Annotated in this window: 20 protein-coding genes and 1 pseudogene; 6 read left to right on the forward strand and 15 right to left on the reverse strand. The window is 64.9% G+C overall.

Translation table 11 applies throughout. The features are described 5' to 3' along the window. Nucleotides 1–213: 213 nt before the first annotated feature. The 5 genes and pseudogenes from ACM9LZ_RS11905 to ACM9LZ_RS11925 all read right to left on the reverse strand — a co-directional run bounded on the left by ACM9LZ_RS11905 (nucleotide 214) and on the right by ACM9LZ_RS11925 (nucleotide 5,210). Nucleotides 214–807: a hypothetical protein gene (locus ACM9LZ_RS11905; protein WP_416619686.1), complete on the reverse strand. Its 594-nt coding sequence runs from the start codon at nucleotides 805–807 to the stop codon at nucleotides 214–216. A 165-nt stretch (nucleotides 808–972) separates the two neighbouring features. Beyond that, nucleotides 973–1,276, reverse strand: a pseudogene (locus ACM9LZ_RS11910) (transposase); the annotation flags it as partial. A gap of 30 nt (nucleotides 1,277–1,306) precedes the next feature. Then, the gene (locus ACM9LZ_RS11915; protein WP_416619687.1) at nucleotides 1,307–2,923 is read right to left on the reverse strand and encodes a GMC family oxidoreductase; all 1,617 of its coding nucleotides are present in this window, start codon (nucleotides 2,921–2,923) and stop codon (nucleotides 1,307–1,309) included. 100 nt (nucleotides 2,924–3,023) lie between these two features. Further along, complete coding sequence (locus tag ACM9LZ_RS11920) at nucleotides 3,024–4,091, reverse strand: sugar phosphate isomerase/epimerase family protein (protein ID WP_416619688.1); 1,068 nt, start codon at nucleotides 4,089–4,091, stop codon at nucleotides 3,024–3,026. A 3-nt stretch (nucleotides 4,092–4,094) separates the two neighbouring features. Then, nucleotides 4,095–5,210, reverse strand: coding sequence for a Gfo/Idh/MocA family protein (locus ACM9LZ_RS11925; protein WP_416619689.1), 1,116 nt, complete (start codon nucleotides 5,208–5,210; stop codon nucleotides 4,095–4,097). 712 nt (nucleotides 5,211–5,922) lie between these two features. Between ACM9LZ_RS11925 and ACM9LZ_RS11930 the strand changes: the two genes are divergently transcribed. From ACM9LZ_RS11930 to ACM9LZ_RS11940, 3 genes are all read left to right on the forward strand, one after another. After that, nucleotides 5,923–6,390, forward strand: coding sequence for a C-glycoside deglycosidase beta subunit domain-containing protein (locus ACM9LZ_RS11930; RefSeq protein ID WP_416619690.1), 468 nt, complete (start codon nucleotides 5,923–5,925; stop codon nucleotides 6,388–6,390). A 1-nt stretch (nucleotide 6,391) separates the two neighbouring features. Next, complete coding sequence (locus ACM9LZ_RS11935) at nucleotides 6,392–7,189, forward strand: sugar phosphate isomerase/epimerase family protein (RefSeq protein WP_416619691.1); 798 nt, start codon at nucleotides 6,392–6,394, stop codon at nucleotides 7,187–7,189. Between the two features lie 61 nt (nucleotides 7,190–7,250). Further along, a complete protein-coding gene (locus ACM9LZ_RS11940) occupies nucleotides 7,251–8,531 on the forward strand; it encodes an MFS transporter (RefSeq protein WP_416619692.1) in 1,281 nt (426 codons plus the stop codon). Nucleotides 8,532–8,548: 17 nt separating this feature from the next. On the opposite strand, the gene ACM9LZ_RS11945 is transcribed toward ACM9LZ_RS11940, so the two are convergent. After that, on the reverse strand, nucleotides 8,549–9,442 hold the full coding sequence (locus ACM9LZ_RS11945) for an AraC family transcriptional regulator (RefSeq protein ID WP_416619693.1): 894 nt from the start codon (nucleotides 9,440–9,442) through the stop codon (nucleotides 8,549–8,551). 130 nt (nucleotides 9,443–9,572) lie between these two features. On the opposite strand from ACM9LZ_RS11945, the gene ACM9LZ_RS11950 reads away from it, so the two are divergent. Next, the gene (locus ACM9LZ_RS11950; RefSeq protein WP_416619694.1) at nucleotides 9,573–10,529 is read left to right on the forward strand and encodes an SDR family NAD(P)-dependent oxidoreductase; all 957 of its coding nucleotides are present in this window, start codon (nucleotides 9,573–9,575) and stop codon (nucleotides 10,527–10,529) included. 87 nt (nucleotides 10,530–10,616) lie between these two features. Here ACM9LZ_RS11950 and ACM9LZ_RS11955 read toward each other — a convergent pair whose 3' ends face one another. The 9 genes from ACM9LZ_RS11955 to ACM9LZ_RS11995 form a co-directional block, all read right to left on the reverse strand. Then, nucleotides 10,617–11,261 carry an NrsF family protein gene (locus ACM9LZ_RS11955; protein ID WP_416619695.1) on the reverse strand — a complete coding sequence of 215 codons (645 nt, stop codon included), beginning with the start codon at nucleotides 11,259–11,261 and terminating at the stop codon, nucleotides 10,617–10,619. Continuing rightward, nucleotides 11,254–11,814, reverse strand: a complete 561-nt coding sequence (locus ACM9LZ_RS11960) for a sigma-70 family RNA polymerase sigma factor (RefSeq protein WP_416619696.1) — start codon at nucleotides 11,812–11,814, stop codon at nucleotides 11,254–11,256. The genes ACM9LZ_RS11955 and ACM9LZ_RS11960 overlap by 8 nt, the downstream gene beginning before the upstream one ends. 25 nt (nucleotides 11,815–11,839) lie before the next feature. After that, nucleotides 11,840–12,112, reverse strand: a complete 273-nt coding sequence (locus ACM9LZ_RS11965) for a hypothetical protein (RefSeq protein WP_416619697.1) — start codon at nucleotides 12,110–12,112, stop codon at nucleotides 11,840–11,842. Between the two features lie 3 nt (nucleotides 12,113–12,115). Next, entirely contained in the window at nucleotides 12,116–12,625 is a 510-nt protein-coding gene (locus ACM9LZ_RS11970; protein ID WP_416619698.1) for a DoxX family protein, read from the reverse strand. Then, nucleotides 12,625–13,377 (reverse strand): HvfC/BufC family peptide modification chaperone, encoded by a 753-nt coding sequence (locus ACM9LZ_RS11975; RefSeq protein ID WP_416619699.1) that lies wholly within the window; start codon nucleotides 13,375–13,377, stop codon nucleotides 12,625–12,627. Before ACM9LZ_RS11975 ends, ACM9LZ_RS11970 begins: the two co-directional genes overlap by 1 nt. Next, nucleotides 13,371–14,228, reverse strand: a complete 858-nt coding sequence (gene bufB, locus ACM9LZ_RS11980; protein ID WP_416619700.1) for an MNIO family bufferin maturase — start codon at nucleotides 14,226–14,228, stop codon at nucleotides 13,371–13,373. The genes ACM9LZ_RS11975 and bufB overlap by 7 nt, the downstream gene beginning before the upstream one ends. A gap of 10 nt (nucleotides 14,229–14,238) precedes the next feature. Continuing rightward, nucleotides 14,239–14,538, reverse strand: coding sequence for a BufA1 family periplasmic bufferin-type metallophore (locus tag ACM9LZ_RS11985; protein ID WP_416619701.1), 300 nt, complete (start codon nucleotides 14,536–14,538; stop codon nucleotides 14,239–14,241). 412 nt (nucleotides 14,539–14,950) lie between these two features. After that, nucleotides 14,951–17,416 carry an NAD-dependent epimerase/dehydratase family protein gene (locus tag ACM9LZ_RS11990; RefSeq protein WP_416619702.1) on the reverse strand — a complete coding sequence of 822 codons (2,466 nt, stop codon included), beginning with the start codon at nucleotides 17,414–17,416 and terminating at the stop codon, nucleotides 14,951–14,953. A gap of 613 nt (nucleotides 17,417–18,029) precedes the next feature. Next, nucleotides 18,030–19,007 carry an alpha/beta hydrolase gene (locus ACM9LZ_RS11995; protein WP_416619703.1) on the reverse strand — a complete coding sequence of 326 codons (978 nt, stop codon included), beginning with the start codon at nucleotides 19,005–19,007 and terminating at the stop codon, nucleotides 18,030–18,032. A gap of 204 nt (nucleotides 19,008–19,211) precedes the next feature. Here ACM9LZ_RS11995 and ACM9LZ_RS12000 point away from each other — a divergent pair, with 204 nt between their 5' ends. Together ACM9LZ_RS12000 and ACM9LZ_RS12005 are read left to right on the forward strand one after the other, a co-directional pair. Further along, nucleotides 19,212–20,888, forward strand: a complete 1,677-nt coding sequence (locus ACM9LZ_RS12000; protein WP_416619704.1) for a M28 family peptidase — start codon at nucleotides 19,212–19,214, stop codon at nucleotides 20,886–20,888. A 101-nt stretch (nucleotides 20,889–20,989) separates the two neighbouring features. Next, complete coding sequence (locus ACM9LZ_RS12005) at nucleotides 20,990–22,081, forward strand: AraC family transcriptional regulator (RefSeq protein WP_416619705.1); 1,092 nt, start codon at nucleotides 20,990–20,992, stop codon at nucleotides 22,079–22,081. Nucleotides 22,082–22,184 lie beyond the last annotated feature (103 nt).

A 22,184-nucleotide genomic window follows, 5' to 3' on the forward strand; every position in this document is an offset into this window, starting at 1 on the left:
ATTCTGCTAAAGTCCGGTGTGTATTCTATACCAAGCTGCGATGAGTGGAACTCATTGTAGCTTGGTTGGCGCGTTGAACGCCCGCGCCTCGTGTCGCGTGAAAGCCGCCGGATGGCGCCGGATGGCACCTCCCAGTTGAGGGAATGCGAAATCTCTCTTTATCGGTGGGCCACATTGCCAAAGTAAGTATACCTGATGGCGATAGCCGCCTGGTTATTTCCTTGGTAGGTTCAGCAATGTACGAACCTGCTGTTCCCGGATCGGGTCGTCATAGTTGACCATCGCGGCCACCATCCGCTGTTCTTTAGCTTCAAACCACAGAATAGCATCTATCTTTCGCTTTGGCTCGCGCAGGCGACCCTCGGCTAGATGAACCATGGTCGCGTATCTTCCACCGCCTTCGGCATAGAAATAACCCGTCACCGTTTCACGCAGGTCGGCGAAACCACATGCAACGTCATGGTTAACATAGGCGAGGATGTTGAAAGCGCTACGTCCCGGGTTGACGGCCTCGAACTGCTCGGCTGACTTCATCAAGAGTCGAGCCAGCCGATTAAAGATTGGATCATTCCGCAGGCCACCGACAATGGTGCCGGGTGACGCTTCCTCCAACAGCGTGTCCAACCATGGATCATTGGGCGATTTCACTTCGCAATATGCGATCAGCTGATTGTCCCGCATCACCCGGAAATCCGGTGTCTTTCCTTTCTGTGTTGCAGAAAGGGGGAAGCGGCTGGCAATGATACCCTTTCTAGTTAGATAACCTTCAACCAGTGCAAGGTCAGGTTGCTCATCCGGCACAGGCATGATTTCATCTCACTGATTTGTAGTGTCCGCCATTGTCATAGTTGATGGAGACGAGTCAACCGGCTTCTTGGGAGTATCAGGAATTCCGCGCTCGGCTAGGTGTTCTGAAATCAGGTGTTTATCGGCTTTGTGATCTTTTCGCCGAACAGAAAAATCATCATGTCCCATGGAACGGCGGAGCTTTGAATTCAGGGCCCCGAAGGCATTTATTTTTATATAGCATGTACCTAATCATACGATGAAAGGAAAAGAAGGAGATGACTTCCTACCAGTGCCGGCGCCAAGCCTTGCCGATGGCCTCATATTGCTGGCCCCAAGGGTCTTCCTCGAACACCGCCCGCGCCGCTTAGGCGGCCTTGTCCTCCAAAGCGTCGTAAACCTGCTTGAGCGCAGCAGCGACCGGCTTGCGGTCCTTCCATGACGCGAATTCCATGCTGTGGCGCAGGAGATGGACGATGCAGGTCTGCACGGCCCGCGATCATCGCAGGCCGTTTTCCCGTCACCCCCGCCGCAGGATCAGTTCCGCCGCCCGCTGGCCAATGGCCATGGCCGGACCGTTGGTGTTGCCCGATACGGGCATGGGCATGATGGAACAATCCACCACCCGCAAGCCCCCGACCCCATGCACGCGGCAGGCATCATCCACCACAGATGTGTCGGGATCGACGCCCATGGAGCATGTGCCTGTCCCATGCAGGCCCGGATCGGTCATGCCGCGCAACTCGGTGATGATCTCCGCCCCGCTTTGACAGGCGGGGCCGGGCTGCCGCTCCTCCCCGACAAATCGCGCCAGTGCCTTGGCCCCCGCCATCCGGCGCAGCAGGCCGAACAGTTCCAGCGCCTTGCGCTGATCCTCCTCCTCCTGCCAGAAGCGGGGATCGACGATGGGGGCGTCACGGTAATCGGCGCTGGCCAGTCGCACCGTGCCGCGCCCCTTGGGCCGCAGGTGGAAGCCGGCGAAGGTGATGCCCGGCTTGTCGGAGATCGGGCTGCCGGGATTGGCGGCCATTTCCTTGACGGTGCGCATGGCGAAGGGAGAGGCCGCAAGCTGCATGTCGGGCCAGTCGGCGGGCGCTCCTTCCCCTGACACCAGGGCCGTGACCGGCATGCCGACCCGCGCCAGCGGCCCCGTGCCCGTCAGGGAATAGCGCAGAGCATTGCGCGGCAGCCGCCAACCGCGGAATTCGCGGTTCAGGCCAGGGTGGTTTCGCAGATCGTAGGAGATGCCCATCTTCTGATGGTCGCTCCAGTTCGCCCCCACCGCCGGCAAATCGTGCAGGACCGGAACGCCCTGCTGCGCCAGATGCGCCCCCGGCCCGATGCCCGACAGCATCAGAAGCTGGGGTGAGCGGTAGACACCGGCCGACAGCACAATATCGCGCCCCGCCGTATGGCGCAGGATTTCGCCGCCCCGCTCGCATTCGATGGCAATGGCACGCCCCCCTTGGACCACCACCCGCTTCACCAGGCAATCGGTGACGATGGACAGGTTGGGGCGGTTGCGCACGGGCGCCAGGAAGGATTCATAGGCCGATGCACGCTGCCCCCGGCGGTTCACGGTATATTGTGTGCGCCCCACCCCTTCCACCGAAGGTGTGCAGATATCTTCCGTCCAGGGAATGCCCATTTCCTGGCAGGCACCGACGATGGCGTCGAACACCTGTCCCCGGTATGTGGCCTGGGTTATCTGCTGCGGCCCGTCGAACCCGCGTGACCGGTCCGCGCCGGGGGCCCGGTAATCCTCGATCCGGCGATAGGATTCCTGGATGGCGTTCCAACCCCAGGATGGCAGCCCCCGGTCGCGCCAGGCATCGAAATCACGCGGCTGACCACGCAGATACCAGGTGCCGTTGACAGCCGACGAGCCGCCGAGACCACGGCCATAGCTGTGCCGTTCCGGCCGGCGGCCGGGCTGCGGCACCACGGGAAAGGACCAGTAATAGTCCGGATTGCCCATGATCCTGGCGAAACCGGCGGCCATCTTGATGAAGACGCTCTGGTTCGTGCCGCCGGCTTCCACCAGCAGCACACGGCTGGCCGGATCATCGCTGAGCCGCCGCGCCACCACACAGCCGGATGAACCCGCCCCCACGACGATATAGTCGAAATCAGCCATTCTTCGGTTTTTCCGATCCATTGGAGCGTGTTTCCGCTGACCGGAAACACGCTCTCGCTTTTCAGTTCTTCATGTTCGGGGCCGCCGGAACGCTTTCCGGTCAATCGACAGCAGCTTTGATACCCATGACCCGCGCGTTCAGGGCCCGATCGCCGGCGGCGGCGGCGAAATCGTCGAAAGCATGTTCGGTGACGCGGATGATGTGCCGGTCGATGAAAGGCGCGCCCTCGGCCGCCCCTTGTTCGGGATGCTTCAACGCGCATTCCCATTCCAGCACGGCCCAGCCGGTGAAATCATACTGCGCCATCTTGGCGAAGATGCGCGCGAAATCGACCTGCCCGTCACCCAGCGACCGGAACCGCCCCGGCCGGTCGACCCAGGATTGATAGCCGCCATAGACGCCGGACCGGCCATCCGGCCGGAACTCCGCATCCTTGACATGAAAGCATTTTATGCGCGCCCGGTAGATATCCAGGAAGGCCAGGTAATCGAGCTGCTGCAACACGAAATGGCTGGGATCATAGAGGATATTGGCGCGCGGATGGTTATCCACCGCCGCCAGGAACCGCTCGAACGTCACGCCGTCATGCAGATCCTCGCCGGGATGGATCTCATAGGCAAGGTCAACACCGGCATCGTCGAACGCATCCAGGATCGGCCGCCAGCGGCGGGCCAGTTCGGCGAACGCATCCTCCACCAGACCTGTCGGCCGCTGCGGCCAGGGATAAAGATAGGGCCAGGCCAGCGCGCCGGAGAAGGTGGCGTGCGCGATCAGGCCCAGATTGCGGCTGGCGCGGGCCGCCAGTCGCATCTGCCCGACCGCCCATTCCTGCCGCGCCGTGGGATTGCCGCGCACGGCCGGCGGGGCGAAGGCATCGAACTGAGCGTCATAGGCGGGATGCACCGCCACCAGCTGCCCCTGCAGGTGCGTGGACAGTTCCGTCAGCACCAGCCCGTGGCGGGCCAGCGTACCCGTTACCTCGTCGCAATAATCCTTGCTGCCCGCCGCCTTTTCCAGGTCGAACAGGCGGATATCCCAACTGGGGATCTGCACACCCCTGTAGCCCAACCCGGCTGCCCAGCCGGCGATGGCATCCAGCGTGTTGAAGGGCGCCTTGTCGCCCGTGAACTGTGCCAGGAAGATGGCGGGTCCCTTGATCGTGCGCATCTCTCACACCTCGAATTCGACCCAGCCGGCCCCGGCCCGGCTGGCAGTGACAGCCAGATGGATGAAGGCCATGCCGCGCAGCCCGTCATCGATGCCGGGCAGCAAGCTGCCCTCCTCCCCCCGCAACTGCCGGGCGAAGTCGCGGTAAAGATTGGCAAAGGCCTCCAGATAGCCCTCCGGATGGCCGCCGGGCGTGCGGGTGGCCCAGCGCGCATCGGGTCCCAGGCCGGCATCGGCCGCCTGAATGATCTCCGTCCGCCCGTCGCCATGGCGCCAGGTCAGAATATTCGGCTGTTCCTGCGACCAGTCCAGGCCCGCCTTGTCGCCATAGACACGCAGGCGCAAACCGTTGCGCTCCCCCACCATGATCTGGGAGGCCAGCAGCACGCCCCGCGCACCATTGTTGAAGCGCAGCAGCACCTGGCAATCATCGTCCAGCACGCGGCCCGGCACAACCGCGGCAAGATCGGCCAGCAATTGCGTGACACGCAGTCCCGTCACGAATTCCGCCAGATGAAAGGCATGCACCCCGATATCGGCGATGGCCCCGCCTTCACCCGCCTGGGCCGGATCCGTGCGCCACAGCGCCTGCTTGCCTTCGGCGGCACCGGCCAGCCAGCCCTGCGGATATTCCACCAAGACCTTCCGCACAATCCCCAGTGCCCCTGCCGCCACCCGCGCCCGCGCCTCGCGCACCAGCGGATAGCCGGAATAGGTGTAGGTCAGGCCATAGGGCCGGCGGCTACGGGCGATGATGGCGGCCAGTTCCTTGGCCTCTGCCAGGGTGGCCGTGGCCGGCTTGTCGCACATCACGGCCACGCCAGCGCGCAACGCCATGCGCGACGCCGTGAAATGGTGATGGTTGGGCGATGCGATGGTGACGAAGTCGATCCCGTCATCGCGGCCCGCCTCCGTCGCCAGCATCGTCGCCACGTCGGGATAGGCCCGTTTGGGGTCGATGCGATAGATGTCGCCCGCCTGACGCGACCGGGCAGGATCGCTGCTGAAGGCACCAGCCACCAGTTCGATCTCCCGGTCCAGTTCGGCGGCGATGCGGTGAACCGGGCCGATGAAGGCACCCGCCCCGCCGCCGATCAAGCCCATGCGTAACCGCCGCATCACATCTCCTGTTTTCACTGGGGTTTCGGCGCACCGTCCGTGCCGGCCATGGAAGGGCCCGATGTCGCTCTTTGTCTGGAAGCAGGCTTCTGCGCGATCGCCGGACCGGCCCACCAGGGCCTGCCCCATCCCTCATCAGGCCCACAGCCTGTATCGCGCATCGGCAGGAATACCCATACAGGGGCCAAAGCTAGAATGCAAGAATTCTAGATTGCCGCAATTTCAGTACCGGACCCCTGAAAGCCTGGCGCCTCACCCGCCGGACCATGAAGGGAAGGAATGCGCGCACCGCGCGCCGAAGTCAGGGCCACACCATCACCGACCAACGGATTTCCGCAGATTCTGGCCATTCCTGCCGGTTATTGTCAAGAACAGGAAACGGGTCAAAAACGTGTGCGCCTGTCATCAGAGCGCTTGCATGCCAGTGGAAAGCCTGATACTCAGAGGATGAAGCGAACGCACGGGATGGCTGCCCGGCGGCGATGAGACGAACCCACTCCCGAAAAACACACCAGGGCATGCATCGCCTCTGGTCAGCGGGGCGGTGCCTGTTCATCATCCACATGGTTGCAAGCGACGCCGTTTCCACCGGAAGCGGCGGCCGATCCGCGCCTTCCGCCGGTTCCCCCTGATTTCCCCTATCTCCAGCGCCGCCCGTGCCGTGCGTCGCGCAGATTGGAGAACCGCAGATCATGCCGAGGAGACACGCTCGATGAGCAACGAGTTGCAACGGACGAACCGGAACCAGGCCGACAGGGCCAAACAGGGGATCGTCGTCTTTTCCCGCGTGGGCCAGCGCGACCTGTTCGCCGATAACGCGATTGAAAGGACGCCCGACGGCTGGCGCCTGCTGATCCGCAACCCCTGGTACACGGGTACTTATCTGTCCACCGTGTCGTTCATCAAGATCAGCGTGAACGGCCATGTGGTGCCGGAACCGGATACCTTCATCGCCCTGCGCGGGCAAAAGGTCCCGGCCGCCCATGCCAAATATCTGCACGAAATCTGGTGGGGCATGGGCGAAGTGGCGGAGGTGCTGCTGACCGACGCGGCACTGGCCGACATCGTCACCGCCAGCAATCAGGTCGGTGTCGATATCGATATGCGAACGACCTTCAGCTACGGCTTCCCCAACGACACGCTGCCCTACCGGCTGACCGGCGAACTGGAGATGCGTTGAAATGAAACTCGGCCTCAGCCTTTACACCTTCGGTGCCGACATCCATGCCGGCAAGATGAATGTCTTCGACGCTATCCGCAAAGCCGCCGAGATCGGCTGCGACGGCGTGGAGATCATCGCAGAACAGCATATCCCCGGCTGGCCCAACCCCAGTCTGGACGACCTGACCGCCATCCGGGAACTGGTGGCCTCGCTGGATATGGAGATTTTCTGCTTCAGCTGCTATTTCGGCAAGAATATCCGCAGCGACCGGCCCCAGACCTGGGAAGAACTGATCCATAATGCCAAACGGATGATCGCCCTGACGGCATATCTGGGCGCCAGGGTCATGCGCCCCGCCTTCAATGCCGAACCGGTGGGCGAACTGATCGATTTCGTCAACGCCGTGTTGCCGGCGCTGGAGAAATACGGCGTCATCTGGGGCGTGGAACTACACGCCCCGCATCCGCCCGCCTATTATCAGGAAGCGCTGGAAACCGTGGACTCGCCCTGGTTCCGGCTGGTGCCCGACTTCTCCTGCTGGCAGGGGCCGAACGCGCCGGGGCAGATCCAGACCAACCCGCTTTCCACCTTCGAACCGCTGCTGAAATACACGGTGCATTGCCACGCCAAGGCACACATGTTCGACGCGGCTGGCGAGGAGCCGAACACCCCCTACAAGGAACTGCTCGGCATGCTGGCCGATCACGGGTTCAAGGGCTCCATCGCCGGGGAATATGAGGGCTGGTTCATCAACGACCTGCCATCCGAACAGCCAGCCCGGACCCTGTTCAACCTGCTGGAGCGATACGGACGATAGGGGGCGCCCCGGTCCGCCCCCCAAACACCCGATCCCTTGCCGCCGCGCCCAAGGAGTGCCCATGTCCGTTGCCCGCCAAGAGACCGCCACCGGCACCGGTAGCCCCACCCAGGGGGCGACAGCACCAAGCCTGCGTGAATTGCGGCTGGTCGGCCTGCTGACCACGCTTGGGCTTGCCGCGGTTTCACTGTTCCTGTTCTGGACGGCCCTGCAATCGGTCTTCCTGGCCCTGCAGGTGCAGCAGATCGATCCCGATGGGGCCGCCGGTGGTCTGGCCTTCGTCATCGGCATCGGGGCCATCGGCGCACTGTTCACGGCCCCCGTCGCCGGCGCGCTCAGCGACCGGACCCGCAGCCGGATCGGCGGGCGGGGGCCCTGGATGCTGGGCGGGGCGGGGGCAACCATCGTGCTGGCCCTGCTGCTGGCCCAGGCCGGAACCATCACGGAACTGGCCATCTATTGGCTGCTGATCCAGGTCAGCACCAACCTGATCTTCACACCCATCACCGTCTATATCCCCGAACGGGTACCGGTGGCCCGGCGCGGCATCTTCTCTGCCGCCATCGGGCTTTCGCATCTGGTGGGGGTGCTGTTCGGGCAGGTGTTCGGCGCCGCCTTCGCAGAACAGATGCTGCTGGGTTACGCCGTCATCAGCGTGCTTCTGCTGCTGTCCATCATCACCTTCGTGGTCGTGAACCGGCGGTCCAATCTCGGGGAGCCGAAAACACCTTTCAGCCTGTCCAGGCTGCTTTCCACCTTCTGGGTCAATCCCGTGAAATACCCGGCCTTCGGCTGGACCTTCCTGGGCCGGTTCCTGATGCTGACGGGCTTTTTCCCCCTGAAGGTCTATCTGCTCTACATCCTGCAGGACTATGTCGGGCTGGGCGCGGACGCCGTGAAGAATGTGCCGGCCATGGGCCTGGCCGGCATGGTGGGAGCCGCCATCGGCACGCCGCTGGCCGGCTGGCTCAGCGACCGGCTGGGGGTGACGCGGCCGCTGATCTATATCTGTGCCGCCGTGATGGTGGGAGCCATCCTGGTGCCCATCGCCTTCCCCACCTTCCTGGGCATGGTCATCTATTCCTTCCTGATCGGCGCCGGCTTCGGCGGCTTCGGGTCGGTCGATTATGTGCTGATCACCAAGGTGCTGCCGTCGCAGGATGATGCGGGAAAGGACCTTGGTATCATCAACATGACGACGACCCTGTCGCAGACCCTGGGCGTCGGGCTGGCCGGCGCCATGGTCAGCGTCGCGGGGACCTATGGCGTACTGTTCCCCATGGGGATCGGGTTCATCACCCTGGGCACGCTCTGCGTGGCCTTCATCAGGGGCGTGCGGTAAGGGAGATCGGGGCACCCTTACCCCACCAGCCTTTCAACGTCGCGTGACGGCGGCATCCCGAAGGCGCGGCTATATTCGCGGCTGAACTGCGAAGCACTTTCATAGCCGACGGAATAGGCCGCCTCCCCCGCCTCCATGCCGGACGCCAGCAGGCGGCGGGCCATGTGCAGGCGCATGGTCTTCTGATATTGCAGCGGGGTCATGGCCGTCGCCGCCCGGAAATGCCGGTGGAAGGAGGCGACGCTCATGCCCGCGATGTCGGCCAGCATGCCGGTGCGCAGCGTTTCCTCGTAATGGCTGCCGATCCAGTCGATCACCCGGCGGATGCGGGCCAGACGGCTGTCGCCCAGCGCGATCTGGCACAGGTGCCCGCCCAGCGGCCCGCGTAAGAGGCGGTAAAGGATTTCCCGTTCGCGGGCCGCCGCCAGGGCCGGAATATCTTCCGGCTGGTCCAGCAGGGACAAGAGCCGGGCCCAGGCCTCCAGCAGGTCGGGCGTGACGGCACCTGTCCCGAAACAGGGCTGATCGCCCGTCGCCAGCGTATTACCCACCAATCCTGGCGGCAGGCCGGCGATCAGATCGGCCAGCACCGCACGGTCCAGTTCCAGCCCCAGGGCAAGATACGGCGCCTCCGGACTGGCATCCAGCACCCGGCCCGTGGCCGGCAGGTCCAGTGAGGCCACGAAAAAGCGGGCGCCGTCATATTCCAGCATCGTCTCCCCCACCGTCACCTGCTTGCGTCCGCGCAGGATCAGGCAGGTGACGGGCGTCAGCATCGTGGCCACACCGCTGCCGGGACGGGTCAGCACGCTCAATGTCAGCCGGGGAACCGGCGTTTCGGTGCGGGGGGAGGTCGCATGCCGCGCGACCCTTTCCCGCATGGCCCCGATCAGGTCCGGCACCTCGTCCATGGTCTTTCTTCTTTCACCGTTTGACAGGATCAGGCAAGCGATCGCCAGGATTGGGCAGCCGGCCGGGGCGGGGTCCCGCTATCATGGCGGGGACAGGGAGACAACATCCCCAAGCCATAAGGAAACGTCAATGACCCAATTCGATGTCACGACCACAACCGATGATGTGCTGGCCGGTCTGACACTTTCAGGCAAGCGTATCCTGGTCACCGGCACCTCTTCCGGACTTGGCCTGGAAACCGCCCGTGCCCTGGTGGCGCATGGGGCGGCGGTGGTGGGCGCCGTGCGTGACCTTGGCCGCGCCGAACAGGCCAGCGCCGATGTCCGGGCAGCGGCGGCGACCGGCGGCGGCCGGTTCTCGCTGATCACGCTCGACCTCGCCTCGCTGGCCAGTGTGCGCGCGGCATCGGATGCCCTGGTCGCCGACGGCCGCCCCTTCGATGCCGTGATCGCCAACGCCGCCATCATGGCCACCCCGTTCGGCCGCACGGCCGACGGGTTCGAGATGCAGTTCGGCACCAACCATCTGGGCCATTTCGCCTTCATCAACCGGCTGGCCCCCGTCATCAAGGATGGCGGCCGGGTGGTGGTCCTGTCATCGGCGGCCCATCGCTTCTCCGATGTCGACCTGGATGACCCCAACTTTGAGCGCACGGATTACGATGCCTGGATCGCCTATGGCCGGTCGAAAACGGCAAACGCCCTGTTCGCTGTCGAACTGGACCGGCGCTGGAAGGATCGCGGCATCCGCGCTGCATCCGTGCATCCCGGCGGTGCCGAAACCGGCCTGAAGCGCAGCGTGTCACAAGAGGATATGGACGCCCTGGTCGCCCGCATCAACGCCGTCGCCAAGGCCGAAACCGGTGCCCCCGCCTTCAAGCTGAAGAGCATCCCGCAGGCAGCCGCCACTTCCGTCTGGGCGGCTGTGGTCGCGGATGGGGAGAGCATCGGCGGGCGCTATTGCGAGGATTGCAATGTCGCCCCGCTGGCGCACGGCGATGGCGTGCGCAAGGGCGTGCGCGACTACGCAATCGACGCGGAAACGGCGAAGACGCTGTGGCTGAAAAGCGAAGCCCTGGTTTCGTGAGCCATTGCCGCCCGGTGTGCCGCCCGGTGCCGGCCCCCGCCCGGCACCCAGGGGCGGGCGGGGAACAAGGCGGAAAGCATGCGGATTTCAGCGGCGCCGTCGCCACCGGAACAGCACCCGGCCCAGCGGCGCCAGCAGAACCCCCAGGAGCAGGATGGCCAGTACCTGCACCGCGATCAGCAGCGGAGCGTCCAGATCGTCATGGATCAGCCGCTCCCCGAACAGGGCCATGCTGCCCCCGGCCACCAGCAGCAGACCCATCATGCGCACAGGCGCCACCGGCGCCGCCCGACGCATGTCGGCCGCCAGGAACAAGGCGGAACCGACGCTGATCAGGGGGAAACAATAAGGACAGAACAGATGCACCAGTTCCGGCATCTCCTGCACCGCCATCTGCGGCCGGCCACTTTCCCATAAAACCAGCATCCAGAAGAGGATGACCGGCAGCCAGACCAACCTTTCCCACCGCCGCCGTCCCGGCACCGAGAAGGATATCGCGGCAAAGCCGGCCAACAGGGCCGCCGCCAGGGCCAGCGCCTGCTCGGCCAGCCAGAGCGGATTGACCACCACGGCGGCAAGATCACCGCGGATACCATGCCAGGTGGTGGCCAGCAGCATCAGCGCGATGGACAGCAGAGCCCAGCGCGCCAGCCGCAGCACGGGTGGAGGCAGGCGATTGACCGGTCTCGCCTCTGCGCTCAATCGATCGATCAGATGGCCCAGGTCAGCCATGGTCCGGATCCTTCCCCAATAATTGCCGCAAGCCCGCGACACCGCGATGGACAGCCACCTTCAACGCCCCGATGCTGATGCCGCTGGCGGCTGAGGCGTCCTTCAAACTCATGCCTTTGACCTTAAGCATGTCGATAGCCTGGCGCTGGCGCTCCGGCAATTGCGACAGTAGCGGCCCCAGGGCCAGGACGGGGGCGGCTTCCATCTCCGGCTGCGCGACATTATCCGCCACACCTTCATCATAATCCGCCTCTACGGTGCGGCGGCGGTAAAGGTGGCGCAGCGCATCCGCCAGCCGGTTGCGGGCGATGGTTCCCAGCCAGGGTCCGACAGGCCGGCCTGGCTGATAGGTGGGCATCGCCTGATGGACAGCCAGCAGCGTATCCTGCACGAAATCCTCCAGATCGGCCCGACGTGCCAGTTTCCGGCACCCCACGGCATGGATCAGAGGGACGGCGGCATGCAGAAAGGAAGCATAGGCAGCGCGATCCCCTTCCTGCGCCGCCGCGAGCAACAGGCCCAGGTTCCGGTCCTCATGATGCACCGTCTTCATGGCGCTCCCGGCCGGCATGAAGGCATCACTTGCCCGGCTTGTCAGGCCTGGAAACACCGTTGGCCTCAAGGAAAGCCTTGAATTTCCCGGCATCCAGGAAATAAAGATCGAGGCATTCATTGAATTTGTCCGGGTCCTTGACCGTCTTGCAGAGGCGCTCCGCCTCCTCGTTCGCCACCTGCTTCTGTGCCTTCTCGGCAGCGCTCAGGGCGGGGGCGCCCCCCTGCTGTGCCGCCACCGGCAGGACAGCGGCAAGGCAAAAGGCCAGCAACAGGCCCGAGTGATGATAAAGGCGCATGCGTCACCTCATGGTCTGGGGAATGGCGGGAAAGCGTCGCCGCCAGAAACCCCGCAGGGCGGCATCCAGCGACATCGATCCGGGACCGGACAGGAACAGGGCTGTTCCCGCCATGATCCACGGAATCTGTTCTTCGGCAATGGCGATACCGCTTTCCATGCCCTGCGGCGTGCGGCCGATGACCAGGAACAGGACCGCCGCCATCACGGCCAGCCCCGCCGCCCCCACCCGGCCCCCCAGCCCCAGCAACAGCGACAGGCCCAACGCGATCTCCGCCCCCGTGGTCAGGGGGGCCGCGACAGCCGCTGGCAGCAGGGGCACCGGATGGATATCGGTGAACAGGAAGGCCTGGCTGTCCCAGGTGAACAGGCGGTGCCAGCCGGCCGTGATGAAGGGCCAGGCCAGCCACCACCGCCCCAGGAGCAGCAGGGCCGCCACCCCCCATTTCAAGGGCGGGGCCGCGCGGGCCGTGGGACCGGGATCGGTCAGGAAGTGCAGCAGCGGGCGGATCATCACGTCAACTCACCGGTTGCGGCGGCGATCAGCCCATGGCCGATCAGCAGCGCCAGAAGAGGGGGAAACTGGTCGGGGGCGGCCAGAGCGCCGGCCGCCTCCAGCAGGGGAGCACCACCCGACACCATACGGACAAAGGTGACGGCATCGGGTGGCAGCAGCGTGACCGCCACCAGCAGATCGGGCCCGCGCCAGACCAGCGCCGCCGCCTCCGGCCCCGCCAAAGGCACGGGTGATGCCACGGGCTGGATATCCTGCCGCCCCGCGCGCCAAGCCGACAGCACCGCCACCCCGCCCCCGATCAGCCGGACCGACGGCACCAGCGACAGACGCAGATCAACCAGCTTGTCCGGGCTGATGCCCGCCAGGGTTCCAGGCCGCATGCAATCGGCATCGGCTGCGAAATAGGCTGCATGCGCCGCCCAGTCCAAAGCCGCCAGCAGCGGCAGTTCGCCCGGCAGGTCCTTCCCGAACCCCTCGCCATACAGGGCCAGCACGGCCTGGGCCGGCGGGTGGGTCCGCAGATGGGCACGGGCGGCATCGGCAAACCCTTCCGGGCCCAGCCTGTCCGCCAGACTGGGATAGGCCTGGGCCAGCAGCCCGGTCAGCGCCGCCGTCACCGTGGCCGTGTGAATATAAAGCGCCTTGTCCACCGGCACACGGGCCGGCGCCAGATAGGTCAAGGTCTGCGCGAAACCGCCGGGGTCGCCGTAGCAGGCGGCCAGCATGGATCGCTGCATCGCCATCAGCATGACGCCGCCTCCCGGATGTCATCAGCCCTGGCGGCCTGGGCCAGCAACAGGGGCAAGGCTGGCAGGCCGGTATCCCATTCCACCAGCGTGGGGCATGGGCCGAAGCGGCGCACGGCCATGTCGTATAATGTCCAGACCGGCTGGGGCACGGCGCTGCCATGATCATCGATCAACAAGGTCACCCCATCGATTTCCACCCTGGCATGACCGGCCAGATGGATCTCTCCCACGGCATCGACCGGGAAACGGGACAGCAATTGCACCGCATCCCCGCCCCGGTTGTGGGCGCTGACATGAAGGTTGTTCAGGTCCAGCAGCAGGCCGCAACCCGTGCGGGCCGCAAGGGCGGCCAGGAATTCCCCCTCATCCATCTGGTCCATCTGGAAACGCAGATAGAGGGAAGGATTTTCCACCAGCAGCCGCCGGCCCAGCATATCCTGCACCCGCTCCACGTTGCGTGACACGATCGCCAGCGTTTCTTCCGTCAGCGGCAGGGGCAGCAGGTCGGGCACGGGGGCCCCCACCAGTCCCGTCCAGGCCAGATGATCGGAGATGAGCGCCGGCTCGAACCGGTCGTAAAGGGTGCGCAGGCGGGCCAGATGCACCCCGTCCACCCCATCGGCGGCCCCCAGGGACAAGGCCACCGAATGGAAGGAGACGGGGTAGTCCCGGCGCAGCCGCTCCAGTTGCGCCAGGCGCGGCCCGCCCGCGATCAGGTAATTCTCCGCATGCACCTCCAGCCATCCCACCGGCTGGACCGCCGCCAGGAAATCCGGCACATGCGCATGCCGCAGCCCGACACCGGTGGCGCGGGGGGACGCATGGGAACGGGCGTTGGCCGGGGGACGCATGCGGGTAACCTTACTTCTGCGTGGCCAGGGCGGGATTGGGGCCCTCGAAGGCGGTCAGGCTGCCCTTTGCAGCCACGCAGGCTTCCTTGGTCATGGCCTTGAAGTCCTGGCCGCTGTAATCGACCGTCGACTGGGTGGCACAGGAATGACCGGCGGCCTTGTTTGCGCAATCGTTCTCGCCGGCCTTGGCCACACCATAGCAATGGACCTTCTCCCCCTCGGCGGCATGGGCCGGAGCGGCGATGGCGGCCAGGGACAGGGCACCGGCGATGGCAGCACCGAGGGTCAGGGCGGAAATGCGTGTATTCATGGATGTGGTTCCTCGACAGGGCATGATCATGGGCACCGGTATCGGCCCCACCCGGACCGGCAATCCTCGCCGTCCCGTATCCTGTCATTCGCGCTGGCGGGAAAAAGGTTACGCCGCTCCGGGAAAAAATTTCGACCGGACGCCACTTCCGACGCCGAGCGGGGGGGACTATCAGGAATTCCGTGCCCGGCTGGGTCATATCCGTCGGTCTCCCGCGCCACAGCATGGCATTTGCGTCCTGCAAGGACCGCAAACCGGTCGCTGTCGCGCTCAAGCAGGTTCACGACGCCCGTGGACGATATGGAGGCGGAAAAGGCCGGACCGCATTCGAACAAGGCCCCTGAGCATTTCACGTCAGCCGCAAATGCCGATGCGCATATCGGCTTTCACGGGGATGCCCCTCCCTGCCCGCTCAAATGACATACCGGTCCCAGCCACCATAGTGCCCTTTCACGGCTCCCCGCCGGATGGAAAGCGCGATCAGCGACAGGCCGATGATCACATTTGCCACGCTGTGCGCCATGTCCGCCCCGAACAGGAAGGGGGCCGCCATCGCGGCCGCTCCCAGCGGTATCAGGCAATAGCGTAGCGTCCGGGCAACCTCCGCCGTCGCCAGCGATATCACCGTCAAGGCCAAAAAGCCGATGACATGGTCGGCATCCGCCATGGCCCCACTGGCCCCGAATGTCAGCCGCGTGAACAGCAGCGACGTTGCCAGAATGCCGGCAAGGGCGAGGTTCCAGGGCAGGTTGACGCCGCCCGACCACATGTCCCGCATCACAGCGCCCACCGGCCGGTCGAATTCGTCCTGCCGCGCTTCCCGGTCGCCATCATCCGTATCCCCGAACAGGAAGACGCGCAGCCAGGGCCGGCCGGCCTTGGCCCTGCGTCGTATGAACTGGACCGTGGCCAGCAGCTCGTCCAGCGAATAGGGGATCTGGATCAGCATCGCGGCGGCACCGATCAGGGTCAGCGTCGCCCAGGTACCGATGATGATGGGCTGGATGATGACGAACAGGATCGAGACCACGCCCAAGGGCGCGATCATCAGCCCGAACAGGAACACCAGCCACGGCATGGTCCGCCAGCGTGCCCGTGACCCGACGATGCCGGTCACGATCTCCAGCGCGTAGGTATAGCCGCCCAGTGCGGCGTCGGGGATGGGAAAGGCTTCGGACACGGCTGACGTGATCACCGCCTCCGTACCGTTCTTGGCCGGTTCACCGGGAAGGCCGGGGAAGAACGGATCCCACACCCCGCTCACCTGCCCAAGCTGGTAGGCCGACAGGTAACGGGCGACCAGCAGGCCGATCAGCGCGAACAGGATGATGGGCAGCCTCTGCGCCCAGCCGGACGGGTTGTAGCTCCAGCCCGGCGGGATGTCCGGCCCCGTCATCGCGGCCACCATGGACGGGCCGGGTTCCGGCCGCGTCCCCACCGCCAGGCCGAAGGCAAAGGCACCGACCAGCGTGTCGGACAGGAAGGCGGCGGGATTGCTCGTCCAGAACAGGAACGGCACTGCCATGATCCCCGCCGCGACCGCCGCCGACGCCCAGCGCGCCCAGGCCATCCGCCAGGACAGTGACAGCGTCGCGAACAGCACCAGTGCTGCACCCAGCGCGATCTCCGACCAGAACAGGGCCGGCTCCCGGACCTCCACGATCACCGGCTGCACCAGGATCCAGAGGCCGAGTGCGATATTGACGAAATGCGCCCAGCGATTGTCGGCATGGGCGGCGCGGTACCAATCCTCATGGCTGGCCCGCAGCACCTCCGGATCATGGCCGACCTGCTCCGCCTCGGTCACGAAATCCGGCGCCGGGATGCGGTTGGCCTTGTACCAGGCGGCCGGGTCCTGCTTCAGGGTGGCGATGATGGCCGGCAGTTCGTCGGCCAGCCGATGCCGGGGCGTCCAGCCCAGAAGTTCCCGCGCCCGGGTGATATCCAGCGCGTAATGGTCGCTGGCCATCCGCGTCATGAAGGGCTGGATGAAGGGGCGCTCACCCCCGTCTATGGCGTCGGGCACCAGCGGTTCCGCCTTATCCTGGACCCACGCACCGATGCCGGCCACGGCGGACGGCACACGCAGAGTGGCCCAGTCCGCCTCGCCATGGATCAGGCAGCCGAGACGGTCCTGAAGATCGTCATAGCCGATGGCATCGGGCTCCCCGACCAGGATCACCGTCTCGTCGGGCAATTGTCCGCGCCGGTCGATCGCCCGGACGAAGGCATCGATCATATCCTCGCGATGCACCATCGCCTGACCGGCATCGGTGTCGCCGGAATAGAGGTGGCTCTGGAAATCGCGCTCATAGATGCGGGCGATCTGGTTGGCGAAGGTCGGCACCGATGTGCGTTCGTCATAAAGCCCGGCCAGATGCAGGAAGACGGTCGGTATCCGCCCGCGTGTCTCACGGATGGCCTGTTCCGCCTCCGCCTTGGATTTCGGATAGGCCCAGCCGGGGTCGATCGGCCGGCTCTCGTCGATGCGCTCCCCCGGACGGCCGGGTTCATGCACCAGCATCGTGCCGGAATAGACGAACTGCTCCACCTCGAATGCCTGCAGCGCCTGCATGAGATTGCGGCTGCCATCGACATTGACCGCCTTGTATTCCGGCTTGTCCTCGCCGCTGAAATCGAAGAAGGCCGCCAGATGCACGACGCTGGCGAAACGGCGGCCATAATGCGCGCCGATCCGGTCCAGCGCACCGGCAACACTTTCGCCGTCGGTCAGATCGGCCTCGATCACGGGATAGCCGGTGTCGCGGCCGGCCCTATCCAGCCCTACCACCAGATAACGGTCCCGAAGAGCTGCGGCCAGGGAACGGCCGATATTACCGGCTGCACCGGTGATGAGGATGATGGGCTTGTCTGGCAAAGGTCCCTCCCCGGTTAGGTCATGCGGGTAACAACGCCGGGACAAGGCGGTTCCCGCCCTGTTTCCTATCTCCTGCGGGAACCTGCAGCGGCGACAGTGTGGAATTGACCTGAGGACGCTCTTCCACACTTCCAGACAAGCCGGAGAATGGTCCGTGACGAACGGCAAGCTGGCTTCCTGATTGTGCAATTATGGGATCGCGACCATTGGGCACCGCAGGACGAAGGTGCGGATAGCGCGTCCATGAGCAGCACCGGCGGGGCGGAGAATGTGTAATCGATGCCGTGATGCTCGCCGATATTGATGCCGTGGAACCCGGCCCGGTCAGCGATTTCCGCCGCCTCAATGGTCATGCGGTATCGCTTTGTCGCGGAGAACCTTTCCCCCGTCACCGGATCGTCAATGATCCAGCCGCGCTGCCGCTCGCTCCAGAAAGCCGGACCTCGGCCGGCAGGCGGACCAGCTCAGGCGATGGTGCCGCCAGGAATGCCAGATCCCGGTGAGAGCAACTCGCTGGGAGCTGGTACGGTGGCAACTGCCCCCTGGCCCGCCGCATCGGCATCGCGGATCATCAATGGCTGCGCGCATACGGCGCCCTTGTTCATGGGGCCCGTCACAGGCCCCGGATTCGCCTGGGATCCGGTTCCGCCACCGCCATCCCCATGGCCCGTTTCACCTCATCGAATGACGCCCGCACCTTCCGGACATTGTCATCGATCCAATCCGGCGGGCGTATCTGGCGGCCGATGAAACCCAGCGCATCCAGAACGCGCGGAACCAGCGAGGGTCCGACATGGTCGGCGCCACGGACCAGCCGGTATTCGTGTCCAACACCGGCATCGAAAAGGATACGGTGCAGGAACTCCACCCCCTGATGCAGGTACAGCATGTCCTGATCGCCGACATCGAGATAGATGGGCAGATTGACCAGCCGTCCCGGATCATTGCTGGCAATGGTGGCGGGGTTGTTGGCGGCCCAGTAATCCAGATCGACCGGTGACCCGAATATCGGCTGGACCACCCTGTCCGGCCGCCAGAATTTGACGTTCGGCCCGACATCCGCCCAGGACAGAACGGGTTCGATCGCGGGCTCCAGCGCGGCCACGGCGGCGAAACTGTCGGGATGCTTGAAGGCCAGCCGCAGGCTTCCCAGCCCGCCCATCGAGATGCCGCCGATGAAACTGTGCCGCCGCTCGGCCGAAACGGACAGGCTGGCGCGCAGATGGGGCAGCAGTTCCGACATGATGAAGGTTTCCCAGCGCTCCGATCCGTCCCTGAAATCCATGTACAGGGATCGGCGGGCGCTTGGCGTGGCGATGACCAGCGGCGGGATCATGCCGGCATGGATGGCCGCGTCGATCGCCGGCGTGAAGGCAAGCAGATCCTTTTCACTGCCATTGCCGCCATGCAGGAACAGCATCAAGGGAAGGGCCTGGCCCTGGCCGTAACCGGGCGGCGTATAGAGTCGGACGGCGACATCACCCGGCACGTGCGCGGATTGCAGCGTGATGGTCCGGGCCGTTCCCGCGGCTTTCCCGGCACCTGGCTCCGCGACCTGGGCAAGGGCGGGCACGCCCGACATCGCAGCCATGGCGGCCGCAAATTTCCGTCGATTGATCACTGCGGGAAATCCTCCGTCGCGGGCCGGGTGGTTGGACCATACATTAATTAGATTGTGAATAAATGAAATGGCTGTCAAGCCTCCCCTCCCCTATACTCCCCCTTCGCAACCGTGCGGGTGACGGGGCCGGCCATGGCCCGGATCGCAGGGAAGACAGGAGAGGGGCGCCCTTCGATGTTCGATGCCAATGGGCTTTTGCAAAGACGTACATGGCGATATGTCGCCGCGCTGTTCCTCATGGCCGCGGCCCCGGCACAGGGGCCGGCCGCCGGGCATGAGGCGCCACCGGCGACCCGCAGCATCCTGGACGGGCCCGAACCGGCACGGTCCGGCACGCCCGCCTGGTTCGGCCTGCGGCCGCCGGGACCGGAAACCGACCCGGTGACGGGCGTGTTCGAGACGATCCGAACGGACCTGCCGGCCCGCCCTGCCCTGTTCGTGTCCGGCCCGATGAGCCCCCTTTTCAAGGGAGCGGCCCTTCATGCCGATATGGCCGCCATTGTCGGCTTTTCCCATGAAAGCCGGGCTGCCGGCGACTATCTGTGGGGGCGCGTCACGGGCCGACCGGCCTATGAGAAGACCGCGAACTGGGTCGCCGCGCAGTTACGCGCCGCCACCTATGCCGACACGCGGCTGGAGCCTTTCCATATCACCGATGTCAACCTGCCTGTCGCGGGGGAAGTCCGGTTGATCGGCAGTACGGAAATGGGGCCCGAAAGCCGTGATATCGTGCTGCAATCGGCCATGGTGCAGGGGGTCGGCCCCGTCAATGGGACGGTCACGGCGCCAATGGTCTATGCCGGCATGGGCATGGATGCCGATCTGGCCGGCCGCGATCTCCATGGGAAAATCGCGGTGATCCTGGCATTCCCGGCCCCCAGCCTTTACGCCCCCATCCCGGCCCGCCGCACGGAAGCGGCCATCAGGGCCGGTGCGGTCGGCGTGGTTGAAATCCTGGTCCAGGCCGGAAACCTGAAAAGCTTCGACCGCGACCGCCATGGCTGCGGGCGCGGTCTGTGTTTCACGGTGGGCGGAGAGGATGGTTTTTTTCTGCTGAACCTTCTGGGTGAAGCCGCCCGCGCGGGGCGGACCGTCAACGCCCGCCTGTCGGCCCGTTCGGAAACACTCAACACACAGGTGTCCAACGTCGTGGCGACATTGCCGGGCAAGACCGCCCGCACCGTCATCATCGACGCCCATATCGACGGCTGGTTCGGTGGCGCCGATGACAATGCGTCCGGCGTTGCGATCATGCTGGCCCTGGCCAGGCATTTCGCCCAGGCACCGCAACTGGACCGGACCCTGGTCTTCGTGGCCAGTGCCGGTCACCACAGCCCCGGCGCCAGCGGGCTTGCCGCGTTTCGTGCCCGGCATGATGCCGGCCATGTGGCGCAGGCGGACCTTATCCTGAATATCGAACATCCGGCCCAGACAGCGACGATGCGATCCTATGTCGATCAGCAGGATGATAATTTCGGGCGCAGGGTCATTGCCGCATCCGGCGATCTGCCCAAGCAGATCGCCATCAACAACGGCGCTCCCTACCTCATCGATCTTTGGCGGCAGGGGATAGAATGTTTCGGGCTGGATGCCCAAAGGATCATCGACAGGCCGCTTCCCGGAGAATTGAAGGCGTTCGCACAGCGCCCCGAAATTCCCCAGACGCAAATGATTGCATCCGGGGCCGTCTATCACACGACCGGCGATGATCTTTACGCTGTGCCGCCTGAAGGGTTGGAACGCGCGGCCCGATTCTACGCCCATTTCATCGCTGAGGTCGCAAATGCGCCCACCGAACTGCTGCGGGGCGGCACGTGGACGCCGGCGCGGCAATGTCCACCCACACCATAAGGTGACCTTATCCTTGTGAGGGCAATGGTATGCGATACTCTGTTGAGCGGAATGCCTGGTCGCCGGTGCCGTCAGGCCTGTGGATACAAGAACAATCAGGCGTGGGAAAGGAGCCGGCAGGCAAACCGGGGCTGGACGGGGAGGCCGTCGGGCAATTGCTGCAAGGTGCGGTGCTGAAGGGCGCGGACCCCCTGGTGCTTTTGCGGGAAGCGGGGATCGATCCGTCCGTTTACGGCAACCGGGAGGAAGGGATCGACGGCAGGGCACTGGTCCGGCTGATCCGCTCTATCCAGTTCAGGCTGGACGATGTCTATATGGGCTTCTTCGCGCAGCGTTGCCGGCTGGCGCTGGAGACCGAACGCCTGCTTTCCTTCCTGCATTGCACGACGCTGGGTGAAGCCTTGCGGGTCAGCATCCGGTTCACAGGTGCGATGTCCGCCGATGTCGGCCCCGACGTCAGGGAAGAACATGGGGCCGGTCTTAAACATATCTGCAACTATCAGACGGTTGCGGGTGTCGATCGTGACATATTCGTCTGGGTACGGTTCGTCTGGATATACCGGCTGTTCAGTTGGCTGATCGGGCGACCACTGGCGTTGCGGGGCCTTTGCGTGCGCGCCCCGCGCCCGTCGCAGGAAAACGGGTTTGACCGTTACGCGCTTTTCTGTTGCCCGGTGCAGTTCGACGCGGAGGTCGACGCCCTTTCCTATGAATGGAGTGATCTGACGGCCCGCCTGGTCCATAATACGATAAGTGCGTACAATGATTACTATGCCGCCGAGCCCGACTGGTTCGCCCTGCCCGACCGGGGGCAGAGCTGGCGGGAAAGGACGGAGCAGGTCCTGGTCGATTGCCAGCGGGCCGGCCACTGGTCCGTGCCGGTGGAGACGGTCGCCGCGCGGCTGCGGACACGGCCACGACGGCTGCGTCATGATCTGGCGCTTGAAGGCGAAAGCTTCCAGGACATGCGGACAAGGCTGCGCGGGGAACTGGCGGCCGCCTATCTTCTGGCCAGCGACACGCCCATCACACAGATCGGCTTCATCCTCGGCTTCAGTGAGCCTGGAAGCTTTTCCCGGCAATTCTGCGCCTGGGCGGGCATGTCGCCATCGGCATACCGGACGAAAAACATGCACGACGCGGCAAAGGTCAGTGCTGCGACGGTCCTGCTCAACCACCGCCGCCTGCCCTGAGAGATACCGGTTCCCGCGGATCGGAAGCCATCTGCGGCAGAAGTGACAGGGTGCGCCACCTGCCCTGTCACTTCTGTCAAATCATGGCGTCAGACCTGTCATT

Origin of the sequence: Niveispirillum fermenti, assembly GCF_048066175.1 — a bacterium.
In the GTDB taxonomy this organism is placed as follows: Bacteria; Pseudomonadota; Alphaproteobacteria; order Azospirillales; family Azospirillaceae; genus Niveispirillum; species Niveispirillum fermenti.

What these genes read in the sequence shown, in the direction of transcription:
- ACM9LZ_RS11905 (WP_416619686.1), bottom strand. Translation starts at nt 807, where the DNA reads ATGCCTGTGCCGGATGAGCAACCTGACCTTGCACTGGTTGAAGGTTAT.
- ACM9LZ_RS11915 (WP_416619687.1), bottom strand. Translation starts at nt 2,923, where the DNA reads ATGGCTGATTTCGACTATATCGTCGTGGGGGCGGGTTCATCCGGCTGT.
- ACM9LZ_RS11920 (WP_416619688.1), bottom strand. Translation starts at nt 4,091, where the DNA reads ATGCGCACGATCAAGGGACCCGCCATCTTCCTGGCACAGTTCACGGGC.
- ACM9LZ_RS11925 (WP_416619689.1), bottom strand. Translation starts at nt 5,210, where the DNA reads ATGCGGCGGTTACGCATGGGCTTGATCGGCGGCGGGGCGGGTGCCTTC.
- ACM9LZ_RS11930 (WP_416619690.1), top strand. Translation starts at nt 5,923, where the DNA reads ATGAGCAACGAGTTGCAACGGACGAACCGGAACCAGGCCGACAGGGCC.
- ACM9LZ_RS11935 (WP_416619691.1), top strand. Translation starts at nt 6,392, where the DNA reads ATGAAACTCGGCCTCAGCCTTTACACCTTCGGTGCCGACATCCATGCC.
- ACM9LZ_RS11940 (WP_416619692.1), top strand. Translation starts at nt 7,251, where the DNA reads ATGTCCGTTGCCCGCCAAGAGACCGCCACCGGCACCGGTAGCCCCACC.
- ACM9LZ_RS11945 (WP_416619693.1), bottom strand. Translation starts at nt 9,442, where the DNA reads ATGGACGAGGTGCCGGACCTGATCGGGGCCATGCGGGAAAGGGTCGCG.
- ACM9LZ_RS11950 (WP_416619694.1), top strand. Translation starts at nt 9,573, where the DNA reads ATGACCCAATTCGATGTCACGACCACAACCGATGATGTGCTGGCCGGT.
- ACM9LZ_RS11955 (WP_416619695.1), bottom strand. Translation starts at nt 11,261, where the DNA reads ATGGCTGACCTGGGCCATCTGATCGATCGATTGAGCGCAGAGGCGAGA.
- ACM9LZ_RS11960 (WP_416619696.1), bottom strand. Translation starts at nt 11,814, where the DNA reads ATGAAGACGGTGCATCATGAGGACCGGAACCTGGGCCTGTTGCTCGCG.
- ACM9LZ_RS11965 (WP_416619697.1), bottom strand. Translation starts at nt 12,112, where the DNA reads ATGCGCCTTTATCATCACTCGGGCCTGTTGCTGGCCTTTTGCCTTGCC.
- ACM9LZ_RS11970 (WP_416619698.1), bottom strand. Translation starts at nt 12,625, where the DNA reads ATGATCCGCCCGCTGCTGCACTTCCTGACCGATCCCGGTCCCACGGCC.
- ACM9LZ_RS11975 (WP_416619699.1), bottom strand. Translation starts at nt 13,377, where the DNA reads ATGCTGATGGCGATGCAGCGATCCATGCTGGCCGCCTGCTACGGCGAC.
- bufB (WP_416619700.1), bottom strand. Translation starts at nt 14,228, where the DNA reads ATGCGTCCCCCGGCCAACGCCCGTTCCCATGCGTCCCCCCGCGCCACC.
- ACM9LZ_RS11985 (WP_416619701.1), bottom strand. Translation starts at nt 14,538, where the DNA reads ATGAATACACGCATTTCCGCCCTGACCCTCGGTGCTGCCATCGCCGGT.
- ACM9LZ_RS11995 (WP_416619703.1), bottom strand. Translation starts at nt 19,007, where the DNA reads ATGGCTGCGATGTCGGGCGTGCCCGCCCTTGCCCAGGTCGCGGAGCCA.
- ACM9LZ_RS12000 (WP_416619704.1), top strand. Translation starts at nt 19,212, where the DNA reads ATGTTCGATGCCAATGGGCTTTTGCAAAGACGTACATGGCGATATGTC.